The sequence below is a fragment of the Archaeoglobus fulgidus DSM 4304 genome, assembly GCF_000008665.1.
GTDB lineage: Archaea > Halobacteriota > Archaeoglobi > Archaeoglobales > Archaeoglobaceae > Archaeoglobus > Archaeoglobus fulgidus.
Genome location: NC_000917.1, coordinates 958,439 through 972,320, shown reverse-complemented (window position 1 = coordinate 972,320; position 13,882 = coordinate 958,439). Strand labels below are relative to the sequence as shown.

General features: G+C 48.4%; 19 protein-coding genes and 1 tRNA gene. 13 read left to right on the top strand and 7 right to left on the bottom strand.

Annotated elements, in window-relative coordinates; all coding sequences use genetic code 11:
* Positions 1-7: 7 nt before the first annotated feature.
* The 3 genes from albA to AF_RS05400 all read right to left on the bottom strand — a co-directional run bounded on the left by albA (position 8) and on the right by AF_RS05400 (position 1,907).
* Positions 8-277 carry a DNA-binding protein Alba gene (albA, locus tag AF_RS05410; protein ID WP_010878567.1) on the bottom strand — a complete coding sequence of 90 codons (270 nt, stop codon included), beginning with the start codon at positions 275-277 and terminating at the stop codon, positions 8-10.
* 232 nt (positions 278-509) lie between these two features.
* Entirely contained in the window at positions 510-1,508 is a 999-nt protein-coding gene (gene mer, locus AF_RS05405; RefSeq protein WP_010878566.1) for a 5,10-methylenetetrahydromethanopterin reductase, read from the bottom strand.
* A gap of 57 nt (positions 1,509-1,565) precedes the next feature.
* Complete coding sequence (locus AF_RS05400) at positions 1,566-1,907, bottom strand: ASCH domain-containing protein (protein ID WP_048064328.1); 342 nt, start codon at positions 1,905-1,907, stop codon at positions 1,566-1,568.
* Positions 1,908-1,943: 36 nt separating this feature from the next.
* Between AF_RS05400 and AF_RS05395 the strand changes: the two genes are divergently transcribed.
* The 4 genes from AF_RS05395 to AF_RS05380 all read left to right on the top strand — a co-directional run bounded on the left by AF_RS05395 (position 1,944) and on the right by AF_RS05380 (position 5,783).
* Positions 1,944-3,806 (top strand): ATP-binding cassette domain-containing protein, encoded by a 1,863-nt coding sequence (locus AF_RS05395; protein WP_010878564.1) that lies wholly within the window; start codon positions 1,944-1,946, stop codon positions 3,804-3,806.
* A gap of 66 nt (positions 3,807-3,872) precedes the next feature.
* A complete protein-coding gene (locus AF_RS05390) occupies positions 3,873-4,229 on the top strand; it encodes a response regulator (protein WP_048064327.1) in 357 nt (118 codons plus the stop codon).
* 118 nt (positions 4,230-4,347) lie between these two features.
* Positions 4,348-4,872, top strand: coding sequence for a TIGR00288 family NYN domain-containing protein (locus tag AF_RS05385; RefSeq protein WP_048064326.1), 525 nt, complete (start codon positions 4,348-4,350; stop codon positions 4,870-4,872).
* Positions 4,869-5,783, top strand: a complete 915-nt coding sequence (locus AF_RS05380; RefSeq protein WP_010878561.1) for an ATP-grasp domain-containing protein — start codon at positions 4,869-4,871, stop codon at positions 5,781-5,783. The genes AF_RS05385 and AF_RS05380 overlap by 4 nt, the downstream gene beginning before the upstream one ends.
* Here AF_RS05380 and AF_RS05375 read toward each other — a convergent pair.
* From AF_RS05375 to AF_RS05365, 4 genes are all read right to left on the bottom strand, one after another.
* A complete protein-coding gene (locus AF_RS05375) occupies positions 5,780-7,297 on the bottom strand; it encodes a helicase HerA domain-containing protein (RefSeq protein ID WP_010878560.1) in 1,518 nt (505 codons plus the stop codon). The genes AF_RS05380 and AF_RS05375 overlap by 4 nt on opposite strands.
* A gap of 433 nt (positions 7,298-7,730) precedes the next feature.
* Positions 7,731-7,889, bottom strand: a complete 159-nt coding sequence (locus tag AF_RS13080; protein ID WP_156029518.1) for a type II toxin-antitoxin system RelE family toxin — start codon at positions 7,887-7,889, stop codon at positions 7,731-7,733.
* Positions 7,879-8,055 (bottom strand): hypothetical protein, encoded by a 177-nt coding sequence (locus AF_RS13200; RefSeq protein WP_010878559.1) that lies wholly within the window; start codon positions 8,053-8,055, stop codon positions 7,879-7,881. Before AF_RS13200 ends, AF_RS13080 begins: the two co-directional genes overlap by 11 nt.
* Before the next feature lie 82 nt (positions 8,056-8,137).
* Positions 8,138-8,209 (bottom strand) — tRNA-Ala (locus AF_RS05365).
* A gap of 139 nt (positions 8,210-8,348) precedes the next feature.
* Between AF_RS05365 and AF_RS05360 the strand changes: the two genes are divergently transcribed.
* From AF_RS05360 to AF_RS05320, 9 genes are all read left to right on the top strand, one after another.
* Complete coding sequence (locus AF_RS05360; RefSeq protein ID WP_010878558.1) at positions 8,349-8,705, top strand: YlbF family regulator; 357 nt, start codon at positions 8,349-8,351, stop codon at positions 8,703-8,705.
* A gap of 30 nt (positions 8,706-8,735) precedes the next feature.
* The gene (locus AF_RS05355; RefSeq protein ID WP_048064325.1) at positions 8,736-9,317 is read left to right on the top strand and encodes a cytochrome c biogenesis CcdA family protein; all 582 of its coding nucleotides are present in this window, start codon (positions 8,736-8,738) and stop codon (positions 9,315-9,317) included.
* The gene (gene trmY, locus AF_RS05350; protein ID WP_048064324.1) at positions 9,314-9,898 is read left to right on the top strand and encodes a tRNA (pseudouridine(54)-N(1))-methyltransferase TrmY; all 585 of its coding nucleotides are present in this window, start codon (positions 9,314-9,316) and stop codon (positions 9,896-9,898) included. The genes AF_RS05355 and trmY overlap by 4 nt, the downstream gene beginning before the upstream one ends.
* 111 nt (positions 9,899-10,009) lie before the next feature.
* Positions 10,010-10,633 carry an archaellin/type IV pilin N-terminal domain-containing protein gene (locus tag AF_RS05345; RefSeq protein WP_010878555.1) on the top strand — a complete coding sequence of 208 codons (624 nt, stop codon included), beginning with the start codon at positions 10,010-10,012 and terminating at the stop codon, positions 10,631-10,633.
* Positions 10,634-10,643: 10 nt separating this feature from the next.
* The gene (locus AF_RS05340; RefSeq protein ID WP_244372816.1) at positions 10,644-11,249 is read left to right on the top strand and encodes an archaellin/type IV pilin N-terminal domain-containing protein; all 606 of its coding nucleotides are present in this window, start codon (positions 10,644-10,646) and stop codon (positions 11,247-11,249) included.
* Between the two features lie 34 nt (positions 11,250-11,283).
* Positions 11,284-12,093, top strand: coding sequence for a hypothetical protein (locus AF_RS05335; protein WP_010878553.1), 810 nt, complete (start codon positions 11,284-11,286; stop codon positions 12,091-12,093).
* A gap of 32 nt (positions 12,094-12,125) precedes the next feature.
* Positions 12,126-12,614, top strand: a complete 489-nt coding sequence (locus AF_RS05330) for a flagellin (protein ID WP_010878552.1) — start codon at positions 12,126-12,128, stop codon at positions 12,612-12,614.
* Between the two features lie 5 nt (positions 12,615-12,619).
* A complete protein-coding gene (locus AF_RS05325; protein WP_231487646.1) occupies positions 12,620-13,093 on the top strand; it encodes a hypothetical protein in 474 nt (157 codons plus the stop codon).
* 11 nt (positions 13,094-13,104) lie between these two features.
* Complete coding sequence (locus tag AF_RS05320; RefSeq protein WP_010878550.1) at positions 13,105-13,839, top strand: ATPase domain-containing protein; 735 nt, start codon at positions 13,105-13,107, stop codon at positions 13,837-13,839.
* The last annotated feature ends 43 nt before the right edge of the window (positions 13,840-13,882 follow it).

Sequence of the window (13,882 nt, the reverse complement as noted above, 5' to 3'; positions counted from 1 at the left end):
AAAAAGTTTACTTCTTGGCGAGGATAATCTCGATAGCCGAAACGTTCGCGGTTCCCTGCTCGCTGTCAATCTGCTCGGTTGAAATTTTAATGTCCTTCACATCCACGTCTGGCAGGAAGCGCTTCCTGACAATCTCTGCTACGTCAACAGCCCTGCTGATTGCCCTACCTCTCGCCTTAATTGAAACCTCCGTCGCTCCACTGTTGAACTGCGTCAACACGGCCAGCACGTAATTCATCACAGGCTTGTTCCCAACAAACACCGAATTCTCTGCCATTTTTCTCGACCCCCTTTTTGTTTTTGTGATGAGAAACAGGATGGGAGTTATATTAAATTTTCTGCTATATCTGCTAAGTGCATTATCCCACTACATGATAGACCAATAATCAAAAGAACTCTTCCAGGAAGGCAGGGAGAATGCGCCAGAATTAAGAGATTCAGGGAGATTTCTTTAAAATCGGGGGAGAACTAGGAGATGCTCATTTAACCTAAAATAAAATAGGAAAAATTTACTTCAGCTTTGGAATGATCTCCTTTCCAATAAGCTGAATAGATTTCTTCTTGTCCGGGCCGATTGGAGAGCCTGCGACAACCTGTGTAACTCCAGCCTTTGATAGCTCGTTTATTCTCTCGATAACGTCGTCAGGAGTTCCGCTTATCGAGAAGATGTCGATCATCTCATCCGTAACACTCTTGGCAACTCCTCCCCAGTCTCCCTTGGTGAAGGCATTGTTCAACGCTTCCCTCACGGCGTTTACAGCGTCCTCTGACAATCCGTGTCTCTCAAGCACTGTCGGTGGACTTCCTGCGACGATGAACGCCACAACGATTCTTGCGGCATTCCTTGCCTTGTCCCTGTCCTTGTCAACGCTCATTGAGGCATACGCAACCGTATCAAAGGCATCCCTGCTCTTTCCAGCTTTGGCCAATCCCGCATCGATGTTCTCCTTTGCAACCTCAAAGTCCTTGGGGTGTGAGGCGTTTATCAGCACACCATCTCCAAGCTCTGCCGCAAGCTGGAGCATCTTCGGCCCCTGAGCACCGATGTAAATCGGAATACTTCCGGGCTTGAAGCCCAGCTTTGCCCCATTGAACTTGAAAATCTCACCGTCATACTTCACGGCCTTGCCCTCTGTGAGCTGCCTGATTATCTCAACAGCCTCCCTCATCCTCTTGAGCGGCTTCTCCCAGGTTATTCCGATCCTCTCAAATGTAACCTTGTCTCCAGCACCAATGCCCAAGACAGCCCTTCCACCGCTGATTTCATTTATCGTTCCGATTGCCGATGCCGTTAAAGCAGGGCTGATGTGGTAGGGATTTGTCACACCGGGGCCAAGCTTGATGGTTCTGGTCTTCAAAGCCAGAATTGTCAGCATCGAATAGACATTCCTGTTGTTGTAGTGGTCCGTAATCCACGTGTAGTCAAAGCCGCTGTCCTCGGCCAGCTTCACATAGTACTCAAGCTCGTAGTACTTCATATCTGGCACAAACTCAATACCAAACTTCATAATATCACCATTTGGGGGAAAGCAGGAAAGCAAATAATCTTTTCGATTTATTTTAGGTCAGTCAATCTTAACCCAGACTTGCGCTCCGCGAGGTATTTTAACCCTTACCTTCTTCTCAAACTCTTCTGGCTCCTCGAAAACCCAGGCATATAGTTTTTTTCCGCCTGAGTAGCTTCTGAGAAAGTCCTCGTCCGCTCTGTGGTAATCCTTAAACTCCAGAAGCTCCTCAACGGTAAACGGCCCGAGAACGTCAGCGAGCTTGGCCTTTCCCAGCGCATACCCCTGGCTCAGAATGATTACCTCCCCCCTTATGTTCGTGTTTGTCTTCCTAATCTCCCATTTTTTTTCTCCCCTCACTATCATGGATGCAAAGGGCTCTCTCACAATCAGACCTCTCACGAAAATTGTATAACTTGGAGGGAAAAATAACTTTTGATGATCGCAAAAGTAGTATCTCACGAGTTGCCCAAGCACCGGCACAGGTGGTTTGGAGCGGTTGAGCTCGACAACGGTTTGACGCTTTACATGTCCGGCATCGCTGCCTGGCTCTTTGAAGGTGATGTTGTTGAGGTTGTAATTAAAAACGAGCCGAAGGAAATCTACGGGAGAAAAATACTGTTTTTCGCAGATTACGAGCTGTACAAGTTTTACGGGAGTGAGAGGATCAAGGTCTGGGACGTTTTTTCAAGAAATCTGGAACTTCCGCGATACAGCTTCGGAAAGGAGGTTTACAGATACCGAATCAGGGCGAGAGAGGCTGTTTACGAAAAGGACTTTGAGAGGATCGCGGAGCTTGAGCAGTACCATTACGCAAGCCAGAAAAGCAAGGTTGCGCTGTGGAAGTGCTATGACTGCGGTAACCTCATCGAGGCAAACACGAAGCCCGTTTGCGAGTGCGGAAGCAGGAATGTGCACATTGTCGAGATAAAGGGCTCCACTCCAGCTTCGCGATTTTTGATCTTCGAGCTCGTCGAAAGACAGCCATTCGAGCCTGAGGTTGTTGCGTACGTCCGAGTTGACCCTCCTGTGCCGCTGATGCACAGAAAACTTGACGGAAAGATTGTGGAAAACATCAGAGAAAGGGTTTTCCCCAAAGAGTGGTTTGAAAACGTCTTCTCCCCAGAAAAAGAGCTTTCGGAATTGTTCAGGAAATTAAGAAGCCGCTTCTCGCTAAAGGTTGCGAGACACAGGCTATGGGAGGAGGCAAGCGAGGAGGCAATGAAGAAGTGCAACTCAGCAGCATCGAGAATTGCGAGGGTCGTTGTTCATCCCGACTACAGAGCGGATGGGCTGGGAATTCTTGCAGTCAGGACTGCAGTTGAGTGGATTGAGGAAAGAAGAGTCCCTGAGATGAGGATGAGAAAGCACCTCGTCGAAACAATTGCCCAGATGGCCAGGTTCAACCCCTTCTTCGAGAAGGCTGGATTTTACTACCTATGGGATACGGCTTCAGGAAAACCGGTTCTGTACAAGCCACTTAGCGAAGAGGCTGAGAGGTACATAAGGAAGTTTCTGGAGGAGGACGAGGTTGCGAGAGGCCACGGGGGAAAACTGTGTGTTTCAAGATACGGCAGCGTTAAACCTCTTGAGAAATTAAAATTCAGGAATGTCTCGAAGCTCTTTGCAAGCACCCTTGATCTGGAGAAGGTTAGCGATGAAGTAAGAACCGTCCTTGAGTCCTTCGGAGTCAGGCAGAGGGTGGTGGAAAGATATGTTCTGAGGGATGTGAATCTGGAGATAAAACCCGGAGAGATTGTTGCCGTCGTCGGTGCTAGCGGTTCTGGAAAAACCACCTTTCTGAGGTTGATTGTAGGAGAGGCTTTGAAATTGGACGATGATGTGTATAAGCCGAGCAGCGGGATGGTGGAGGTTGTGGTGGACAGCATAGCTGCGATGATACCGTCCGAACTCGAACCGCAGATAACCGAGAAAAGTATTCTGGAGCAGATATTTGACATAACCGGAGATATTCATCTGGCAGTGGAGGTTCTGAACAGGGCGGGAATCTCTGACGCGGTTCTCTACAGAGCAAGGTTCAACGAGCTCTCAACAGGGCAGAAGGAGAGGTTCAAGCTCGCAGCCTGTCTGGCCAAAAAACCGAGCCTGATGCTTGTGGACGAGTTTGCCGCCCATCTGGATGAGATGACGGCCGTGAGGGTGGCGAGAAAAATATCAGAGCTCGCAAGGGAGGCGAAGATAACTCTGATTGCGGTAACTCACAGAAAGGAGGTTATAAACGCTCTCTCTCCGGACAGGATTCTTTACGTGGGTTATGGTGGGGTTACCGAATCCCCTTAATAAAACTTCAGCTAGTTCATGAAATGCGAAGAAAAGTTTTTATTTTTTTGGTTGCATCCCAATATAATGACGAAGATACTCGTCGTTGACGATGATTGCAGCATCTGCGAGCTTTACAAGGAAATTCTTGGCAGCTTCGAAGTTGTCTCGGCTTGCAGCGGCCGGGAAGGGTTGGAACTTTACAGAAAACTCATGCCTGATTTGGTAATCGTGGACATCAATATGCCGGATATAAGTGGGGTGGAGGTTGCGAAGGAGATTTTCAAGCTCAATCCCGAGGCGGTTGTAATAGTTGTAACGGCCTACTATCAGGAGTTCGAGAGCAAAATGCTCAGACTGGGGGCAAAGGAAGTGCTGGGAAAGCCCTTTAACCTTAAACACTTCCGGGAGTGCGTTGCGAAGTACCTAAACAAGGGAAGCTGAAAAAATGTCCAATCGTTCAATTAGAAATGCAGCAAGCTCCTTTTTCAAGAAAGAGCGTTAAGAGTATGTCGGTCATTAACAAAACTTTTTTAAACTTCAAAGAGAAGAATTGAAAAGCATGCCGACGATATCGCGAATTCAGAGGATTAAAGAATACCTCTCAAAGAGAAAACTATCTCAGCGCAGGAAAGTTGGCGTACTTGTGGATGGGCCAAACATGCTCAGGAAGGAGTTTAATATTAATTTGAAAGAGATTAGAGAAATTCTTTCTGAGTATGGCGATATCAAGATTGCCAAAGTTTTTCTGAATCAATATGCCACTGAAAAGCTTGTTGAAGCAATAGAAAATCAGGGGTTCGAGCCTATAGTGACTTCCGGAGACGTGGATGTGAGGATGGCGGTCGAAGCCATGGAGCTCATATACAACGACTCGATTGATGCAGTTGCCCTCGTTACGAGAGACGCCGACTTCAAGGCTGTTTTGATGAAGGCAATGGAGATGGGAAAGGAGACGATAATCATCGGTGCCGAGCCCGGCTTCTCAACGGCCCTCAAAAACTCTGCTGATATTGCCATTGTTCTTAATGAGGATGAGGAAAAAGAAAAAGGAGATGCTGACGAAGAAGAAATTATAGAGGTATGAAACTTTTTTTATTCGAGTTCGCAACCTGCGGTGAAAGAATAGAGGACAGTACGGCCGTTGAAGGCCTTGCGATGTTTAAATCAGCCTTTGATGGCTTTAAGAACTACTACGAAATCACCGGATTCGTCAGACCTGAGTTCTCATGCCTCTTCACTCTCCCCGTGGACTCAATGGACTCAATGGAGAAATATCTGGAGAAAAGTGATGCCTTTCTGATCATCGCTCCTGAAGACGATTTTCTGCTCTACACTCTGACTAAGAAGGCTGAAAAGTACTGCGAAAACCTCGGCTCTTCAAGCAGGGCAATTGCGGTAACCTCAGACAAATGGGAACTCTACAAAAAGTTGAGGGGGGAGGTTCAGGTTCCGCAAACCTCCTTAAGGCCGCTCGACTGCAAGTTCATCATCAAGCCTCGTACGGCATGTGCGGGAGAGGGGATAGGCTTCAGCGATGAGGTTCCTGACGGCCACATTGCCCAGGAATTTATTGAGGGAATCAACCTGAGCGTCAGCCTTGCAGTTGGAGAAGACGTGAAGTGCCTGAGCGTTAACGAGCAGATTATCAACAATTTCAGATATGCTGGAGCCGTCGTTCCGGCTAGGATATCCGATGAGGTTAAAAGGGAGGTTGTGGAGGAGGCTGTGAGGGCTGTTGAGTGTGTTGAAGGTCTGAATGGATACGTTGGCGTCGATATCGTTTACTCTGACCAGCCCTACGTGATTGAGATTAATGCCAGGCTAACAACGCCGGTGGTGGCCTTTTCTCGAGCATATGGTGCAAGCGTTGCAGACCTGCTCGCGGGAGGGGAAGTCAAGCACGTTAGGAGGCAGATGGTGAGGAAAAGCAAAAGTGCCGAAAAACCCTACGTGAGTGTTGGGGATTACACTCTCGAAATAATTGATTTGGATTAGCCGAAAAGCCTCCTCAGGAACCCCTTCTTTTCCTTCTTCGCCTCAACTTTTTTGCTCTTCTTCTGTTTCTTTTTCTTCTTGTCTTCCTTCGGCTTCGTTACGCTCACAGCCTCACCGTGCTTGCTTCTCCTGCTCCTAACTCTAACGATAACTGGCCTTTCAAGCTCCGGACTGACGATCATCGCATGCCCGGGCGGAAGGCGTTTGATTTCCTCAACCATCTCTGCCGTAATCCCCTCAACTCCGTTTTTGATGGCGTTTATGTCGTTTGGATTCGTCACTCTCAGAATGATTTGGGTGTTGCACTGGCTTATCACGTTTTTATCAACTCTCGCGGGCCTTTGACTTATTACCATGAGGCCGAGACCGAACTTCCTTCCCTCGCTGGCTATGGTTCTCAGAATCCCCGTAGAAACCGCTTTGTCAAATCCCCTTTCAGGAATGAAGTTGTGAGCCTCCTCAATCACGATCATCCCAGGTTCAACCTCCCCCTTTTTTCTCAGCTCGAAAAGCTTGGTGCAGACCCTCGAGACTATTAAATCCTGGTAAGTTGGCTCAACTCCACGAAGGTCGATTATCGTTGCCTTTCCGCGTTGAAGGAGCTTTCTCAGGTCTGTGGGTTTCTCTCCGAAAAGCCCTGACTCCTCAACCTTTGCCAGCGCCCCGAGAAGAGTCCACTTTCCGTTGTGCTTTATACTTTCAACCTCATCCATGATATCTCTGATTGTGTAGTCTTCGTCTTTGAGCTCCTTCAGCGCCTGGTAAAGCAGAGCTTGGGCCGTTGGGTTTTTCAGCCCCGTTAGCTCGATGAGCTCCTCCGCTGACAGATTCACGCCGTCAAGGATGAGGAGCTCATCAGCTCTTTCGGCGAAAGGCGATATTGGTGGAGCGAGAATGCGTATCTGGTCTTCGTAGCCCTTCGGCTTGACACCAAAATCGCCATCAACAGACTCGTTTGGATAACGCATCGAGTGATACTCTCCATGAGGGTCAATAATCAGCAGAGGGACGTTTTTCTCGAGAAGCTCCTCTATAATCACACCCGCAGTGTAGCTTTTGCCGCTTCCCGTTTTTGCGAGAATGCAAACGTGCTTCTGCACGAGGCTGTTGGGATCGAGCTTTACCTTAACCCCGGTATCGCCAAGAAGACCGACGTAAACACCGTCCACACTCAAACCAAGGACTTCTGCAATCAGCTTATCTTCAGCTAGAAAAACGCTCTCTCCCGGAACGAAGGGACTTCTCGGAACCTTCAACCTTCCATCCTCTCTCTTACCGAGAACAACAGCTTTCCCGATAAAAACTTCCTTCGAGCCGTTTGCAATCTCCCTAATTTCCTTATCCCTGACATTTGACTTTGCAACTATGCTCTCGACGTATGCAACAACCCAACCGTCAACATCGTTCCAAACCTTAATGTAATCTCCCCTCTTTACCTGCTTCTGGTTGAAAATCACGAAGTTGAACTCAAACGGTGACGCTTCGCCGTAAATCTTACCTATGGCCCCTTTCATCGTTGAAACTCTTTTCTGGCTATTTTTAACATTTTTCCCATGAAAGATTGTAGAAGAGTGCTTGAATTCTGTGAGAGTATTCTGGCTGAGACTGACGGGCTAATAAGGGTTTTAAGCTGAAAGCCGAAGAGCTTTAATGTTGACTTCCCTGTGGAGGTCTTTCCGCATCTCGCAGGAGAGGAGAATCCAATCGTTAAGCAAGCTCTCAGCAAAGGTATGGTGCTTTTTGAAAGATAAGAAAGCTATGAAGGCTTTAGATCTCTTGAGCTGTATCAACCTGGGTTGAAGGATTACCCAGCTCTCCCCTGAGGGTGAGTTATGAGAAGATTGGCCAATCGACAGACCTATAATCTTTCGAAAACCCTTTCTCTCTTGTCTAGTTTTAGAATCCTTATTTCATTCCCTCTGACCGAATAAATTATCCTGAAATCTCCTACTCTGTGCTGTCTCTCCCCTTAATCTTCCTGTAGGGAATGGAGAAGGGATCTTCTTTCAACTTCAACAATTTCTCTTGGATCCTATCTCTGCTGACCTCGTTAAGAGAATCAAGAAATTTCTTTGCCTGCCTGCTGAGGAAGATTTCAAACATCATTCAAAACAAACTTTTCTCCTTTCTCCATCTTAGCTTCAATTTCATCAAGCTCTTTCAACTCCTCTTCGCTCAGCTCCTCGAATCCTAAGAAGTTTTCAATCTTGCTGTTAAGAATTTCGAGTTGTTTCTCTATTCTCTGGAGATGTTCGAGAATTACTTTTTCCATGACGTATTTTTGATAAGGGAGTTCATAAAATTTTTTGAAACATTGAATTGTATTGGTTGTTCACTGGCCAAAAGAAAAAACATGGACTCGGCGGGATTTGAACCCGCGGCCTCCGCCTCGCGAAGGCGGCGCTCTCCCGCTGAGCTACGAGCCCTTGAACCTTTTTGACCTCAGGGGTTATAAAGGTTTACGTCTTAGGTGTGAGTTATACGGTTCCTCATTCAGGGACTTCAGAGGGAAACCTTAATATAGTCTTGAAAGAGAGTGCTGGAAATTTAAAAAGGGTGATTTGAATGTTGGATGAAGGAATAAAGGCTAAGGCAATTGAGCTGGCTGAGAGCATTAAGGGTTTGGGAGAGTATCAGGAGTTTCTCGAAAACGAGAAGCTTCTTAAAGAGGATGAAGTTGCGCAGGAGCTGCTTGTCGAGTTCCAGCAGAAGCAGCAGGACTTTGTGACCAAGCAGCTCTCTGGTGAGTACGATCAGGATTTGCTCGGTGAGCTTACAGAGCTGCAGTCAAAGTTGAATGCGAGAGAGAGTGTCGTAAGGTTTATCGAATCATACAACAGGCTGCTTGCGGTAATTGGAGAGGTTGTGGATTTAATCAGCGAAAAAATCGAGCTTGACATTGGTGAAGTTTACAGAAGATGAATTTAAATATACATTTCTTTTTCAATTTTTATGCTTGAGATGCTGATGGCCTTCGCCCTTGGCATATTATCCGTCTTCTCTCCCTGCGTCCTTCCCGTAGTTCCCCTCATCTTCGCGGGTTCGAGGGGAAGGGCTTTGGATGCTTTCCTGATTGTTGCAGGCTTAACCATCAGCATGCTCATTCTCGGCTACACCGCCTCGCTCTTCTTTGGTTTTTTCAGAGTTGTTGCAATGCTGTTTCTCCTAATTTTCGCCTTAATTCTGCTATCTGACGAGCTTGACGAAAAGGTCTCGATTTTTGCCTCAAGGATGACCTCCGGACTTTCGTGGAAAATCCAGACTCTGCCTTCCTTCTTTTTCGGAATGCTCCTCGCCTTCCTCTGGCTACCATGCATACTCCCCTTTGCGGGGATAGCCATCAGCCAGACTTTGCTTTCAGAAAACCCGCTCGTGATGCTCTCCTACGGCCTTGGAATGGCCGTAACCATCGCTGCGGTCTTCAAGATGGGAGAGAAATTTGTCAAGGCCAACTTCCAGCTCATCAGAAAAGTTACTGGAGCGATTGTGCTGCTCTACCTCGCCTATTTCGCGCTTACGGAGGTGCTGTTGTGAGGGGATTCCTGATTGTGGGAAACAAGGCCTTCACACAGCCCTTCAGCCTCAACGACTTGCCGGGGGCGGGAAGAATGGATGTTCTCTGCCGCTGCACATCTCAGGCCCTCTTCATCTCCCATGGAATAAGAAGAGACGTGGAGGTCTACCTCCTCCTTCTCGGCCCTCCCTCCCCGCCAAAGTCCATCCTGATTAAGGGAGATGAGGTTAGAAGGATGTCTCCGGATGAGAGAAACGTCGCAGGGCACATAAAAAAGGCTCTTGCCGTTGAATGCGGAAAGAGCTGGAAAAAGGTGCATTCCGGAGTTTATGTTTCGAGAAAGGGCCTTGAAGAGCTGATTGAGGAGCTGAGCGAGAAATACTCGATAATATACCTCAAGGAGGACGGTGTTGATATAAGCAACGCTCAGCTTCCACCCAATCCCCTTTTCGTTATTGGGGACCACGAGGGGCTTACTGAAGAGCAGGAGAAGGTGGTTGAGAGATATGCAGCCCTTAAACTCTCCCTCTCTCCCCTATCCCTTCTTGCCGAGCAGTGCGTTGTTATTGCCCACCACCACCTCGACAGATTGCAGTTCTGAAATTACGTAAAGGAAATTTCAACTTAGAAAAAGGTAATTTCAACATATAAGAAAATTCTTATATATTGCTAATCGCTGGTTTAGTTTGAGGATGAGGTGAGAGGTGATGGGATGAGAGTAGGGAGTAGGAAATTGAGAAGGGACGAGAAGGGATTCACAGGGCTTGAAGCTGCAATCGTGCTGATAGCCTTCGTTGTAGTGGCGGCAGTGTTCAGCTACGTCATGCTCGGAGCGGGTTTCTACACCACGCAGAAGTCAAAGAAGGTCGTTGACACGGGAGTGAAGCAGGCATCGAGCAGCCTGACGCTCGACGGGCAGTACATTTATTTGAACTGCACGTCGGCTGCTAATGGGCAAACCGGGTCAAGCGGTAAGGTCGGGCAGGTTTACTTCTACGTAACCCAGACTGCCGGCGGTTCTCCAGTGGACCTTAACATGACCTCGATTGCGATTACCACTGACACTGGATTCAAGCAGCTGTTCTTCAACGATTCATGCACACCGGGAACGGACTGCCCCTGGTGGTATGATGATACGGTCGGTGATGGAGATAATGTGGTTGAGCCGAATGAAAAGTACAAGATAACGATTGACGTGAACAACACCGAGTGGAGCGGTATAGGTGAGCTCAACCCCAATGATGTGGTGACAATTGAAGTCCGCCCACCCATCGGCGCACCGCTGACGATAACCAAGACGCTGCCACCGAGCTTCACCAATCTGACATTCGTGTGAGGTGATGGGAATGAGGTTCCTGAAGAACGAAAAAGGTTTTACGGGCCTTGAAGCGGCAATCGTGCTGATAGCCTTCGTGACCGTCGCTGCGGTCTTCAGCTACGTGCTGCTGGGAGCGGGATTCTTCGCAACGCAGAAGGGTCAGGAGACTGTGCACACAGGAGTAAAGCAGGCGACGAGCAGCATGGAGCTTGTCGGTAGCATCGTGGCAAAGGGCAGCACCACCAATGACAACATAACCGAAGTTACCTTCACTCTCCAGCTCGCTGCCGGTGGGCAGCCAATCGACCTGAACAAGACCGTCATTACAGTCCTCGTTCCGAAGGACGGAGATTTCGTGGAGCTATCGTATGAGAGCAATAGTTCCTCCTTAGACAAGGCATCGGAATACTATGTCAACTGGATCTACAGCCTCCAGGGCAGCAGCCCCGACAACTACCTTGAGGAGTTTGAGAAGGCTGAGGTTACCGTTTACCTCGACTCCACAGGTGCTGGCCTTGACATCAACCCCAACGACGACTTCATAATTGAGGTCAAGCCACCAATAGGCGCAACATACCCGATTGAGCTGAAGGCTCCGCCAAGCATAGACAGCATGATGGTGCTGCTCAAGTAATCCCCCAAATTTTTAATTTTTTAGAGGTGATACCATGGATGTCGATCAGGCAGCGATTGACGAAATTCTGGCAAGTGCAGAGGCCGATACTGCTGAAGGCAGAATCGACAGACTTGAGAAGGAGCTCGACGTTCTGAAGGGGTCTGTTAAGAAGCTACTTCTCGACCTGAGAGAGACGCTGAACAACCTCGAAAACCCCTTCCAGAACCTGCAGAATCTTGCAGAGGGCGCACTTGCTGGAGGGGCTTCCTATCAGCCGCCGCAGATTCAGGTTGTTCCGGCACAGATTCCAGAACCACCGAAACCTGAACCTGAGGTGGAGCAACCTGAAACCGAAACCGGGCCCGAACCCGAGCCGGAAGCGGAACCTGAACTTAAAGAGGTTAAGGAGGATGAACCTCCTGAGGAAGATGTTGTAAGAGAATTGGATGAATCTAAATCGGCTGAGCCCATCCCGGAGGTGATGGAAGAAGTTGATTTGGAAGGTGATAGCTTGCAGGCTTACAGCTTTGAGAAACCTGTGAAGAGAACGACTCCGAAGACTGCTGATTTAATCACCAAATACGACATAGTCACGCTGTTCAACCTGATGGAGTGGGTAAAGGGGATGCTTGAGAAGTACAATCTCGACTCTCTGACGCTAATGCTGGAGCTCTTCGAGTCTGCTGGCTACATCTCAAAGGATGCGAGGGACTTCATCTGCAAGATTGCAGAGCTTGTTTCGCTCAACGATGGATTCGAGGACATGCTTCTTGAGCTCTACAGGCTGCACAAGCTGATGAATCCAGCAGATACGAGCATGGACTCAAAGCTGCTTAGTCTGATACTGGACAAGAGGCTGTGAGGCCGTGAGAGCGGCTGCGCTGAGGTATTACGATGGCAAGGGAGGTGATATCCACATCGATCCTGATGATAGCTACGGTGGTAGCGGTTACCGCTGCCATTATGGTTATTTTGCCCGCAGTTAAGGACTTGGCCCACTCATACACCTCTGTTTCTGGAAATTTGAACGAGAAGGTTGAGACCGACATCGAAATCATTTTTGTGAAGGTTACTGGCGATGCGACGAAGGTAAACGTTTACTTCTGGGTTAAAAACACAGGGAGCACTCGGCTCGACGCAGACCTAGTACGCATGAGCGACATCTTCTTCACTTCCTCCACAACCTACCTCCACTTTACCGGCTCAGACACGGGCGTTACCTTTACAATTGAAAACGGTGACGGCGATGAGTACTGGGAGAGAGGAGAGACGCTGAAGGTTGCTGTTGAGAACATCGACGCCAATCAGATGCCTCAGGACGAGTACCTGCTTACTTTCGTGCTGTACAACGGCGTAAGGGCGAACGATTACTTCTCGTGGTGATGGCCATGGGCTTCGACACGGTTGTTGCGGCGATAATGGCGACTGCGATCATTGTGGCGGTTGCTTACACCTTCCTTGCTGGAAGCACGAGCATTGCAGAATTGTCAGTTGAGAGCTACAAGGATGCCGTAAATTCTGCTGTAAAGAAGCTCAGGAGCGACATCGAAATTCTGAGCGTTAGCTACGACAACTCAACATCGAAGATTGTTGCATACTTCAAGAATACCGGAGATGAGAGGTATCCTGACTTCAGCGAGTTTGATGCAATAGTTTACGGCAGAACATCAGGCGGGGAAATGGTTTCGTTCTACGTAAACTCCACCGTGTTTTCAATTACGAACGAGCTGATCAATCCCGGAATTTTCGACCCGCAGGAGGTGGCGAAGCTCGAAGCAGTGCAGCCGCTCCAGAACGGTACTTACGTTCTGCTAATCTGCACTCCGAATGCGGTTTGCGACAGCGCAGATTTTAGTGTTTAGGAGGTGAGAGCATGGTAGAGAGTTTGGCTGATTTGGAGGAGGAAAAGAAGAAGAATATCTTATCGAGCGGTAATGGTGAAATAGACAAGAGACTTGGCGGTGGGATTCCTCTCGGCTCTCTGACGCTGATTGAGGGGGAAAACGACACAGGAAAGTCGGTTCTCTGTCAGCAGTTCGTTTACGGAGGGCTGATGAGCGGGCACAACATAGCTTACTACACCACAGAAAACACGATAAAGAGCTTTTTGAGGCAGATGGAGTCCCTGAGCCTTGATGTCTCTGACTTCTACGCGTGGGGCTACCTCAGAGTCTTTCCCGTCCATCTTGAGGGGATTGACTGGAGCACGGAGCAGATGAGAAGCATACTAAACTTGGTGGCGAACCACATCAAAACAATTAGGGAGAACATTGCAATAATAGATTCCCTAACGATGTTCACGACATACTCTACGGAGGATGACGTTCTGGAGTTTCTAACGAGGCTGAAGAATCTCTGCGATAACGGCAAAACAATTCTCATCACGCTTCACCAGCACGCATTTAAAGAGGATACTCTCGTCAGAATCAGGTCGGCGTGTGATTGCCATCTGTTTCTCAGAAAAGAGCAGGTTGGAGACAGATACGTGAGCGTTCTTGAGGTTTCGAAGATTCGCGGAGCGAGGAAGACGACAGGCAACATAGTCAGCTTCGAGGTGCACCCCGGATTCGGGCTGAAGATTATTCCTGTCTCCGAGGCGAGGGCTTAACCTTTGGTCACAAGGTGCAGTGTAATCCCAAAAATGAAAGCAA

Coding starts and splice junctions, on each gene's coding strand:
- albA (WP_010878567.1), bottom strand. CDS start 277: ATGGCAGAGAATTCGGTGTTTGTTGGGAACAAGCCTGTGATGAATTAC.
- mer (WP_010878566.1), bottom strand. CDS start 1,508: ATGAAGTTTGGTATTGAGTTTGTGCCAGATATGAAGTACTACGAGCTT.
- AF_RS05395 (WP_010878564.1), top strand. CDS start 1,944: ATGATCGCAAAAGTAGTATCTCACGAGTTGCCCAAGCACCGGCACAGG.
- AF_RS05390 (WP_048064327.1), top strand. CDS start 3,873: ATGACGAAGATACTCGTCGTTGACGATGATTGCAGCATCTGCGAGCTT.
- AF_RS05385 (WP_048064326.1), top strand. CDS start 4,348: ATGCCGACGATATCGCGAATTCAGAGGATTAAAGAATACCTCTCAAAG.
- AF_RS05380 (WP_010878561.1), top strand. CDS start 4,869: ATGAAACTTTTTTTATTCGAGTTCGCAACCTGCGGTGAAAGAATAGAG.
- AF_RS05375 (WP_010878560.1), bottom strand. CDS start 7,297: ATGAAAGGGGCCATAGGTAAGATTTACGGCGAAGCGTCACCGTTTGAG.
- AF_RS13080 (WP_156029518.1), bottom strand. CDS start 7,889: ATGATGTTTGAAATCTTCCTCAGCAGGCAGGCAAAGAAATTTCTTGAT.
- AF_RS13200 (WP_010878559.1), bottom strand. CDS start 8,055: ATGGAAAAAGTAATTCTCGAACATCTCCAGAGAATAGAGAAACAACTC.
- AF_RS05360 (WP_010878558.1), top strand. CDS start 8,349: ATGTTGGATGAAGGAATAAAGGCTAAGGCAATTGAGCTGGCTGAGAGC.
- AF_RS05355 (WP_048064325.1), top strand. CDS start 8,736: ATGCTTGAGATGCTGATGGCCTTCGCCCTTGGCATATTATCCGTCTTC.
- AF_RS05345 (WP_010878555.1), top strand. CDS start 10,010: ATGAGAGTAGGGAGTAGGAAATTGAGAAGGGACGAGAAGGGATTCACA.
- AF_RS05340 (WP_244372816.1), top strand. CDS start 10,644: ATGAGGTTCCTGAAGAACGAAAAAGGTTTTACGGGCCTTGAAGCGGCA.
- AF_RS05335 (WP_010878553.1), top strand. CDS start 11,284: ATGGATGTCGATCAGGCAGCGATTGACGAAATTCTGGCAAGTGCAGAG.
- AF_RS05330 (WP_010878552.1), top strand. CDS start 12,126: ATGGCAAGGGAGGTGATATCCACATCGATCCTGATGATAGCTACGGTG.
- AF_RS05325 (WP_231487646.1), top strand. CDS start 12,620: ATGGGCTTCGACACGGTTGTTGCGGCGATAATGGCGACTGCGATCATT.
- AF_RS05320 (WP_010878550.1), top strand. CDS start 13,105: ATGGTAGAGAGTTTGGCTGATTTGGAGGAGGAAAAGAAGAAGAATATC.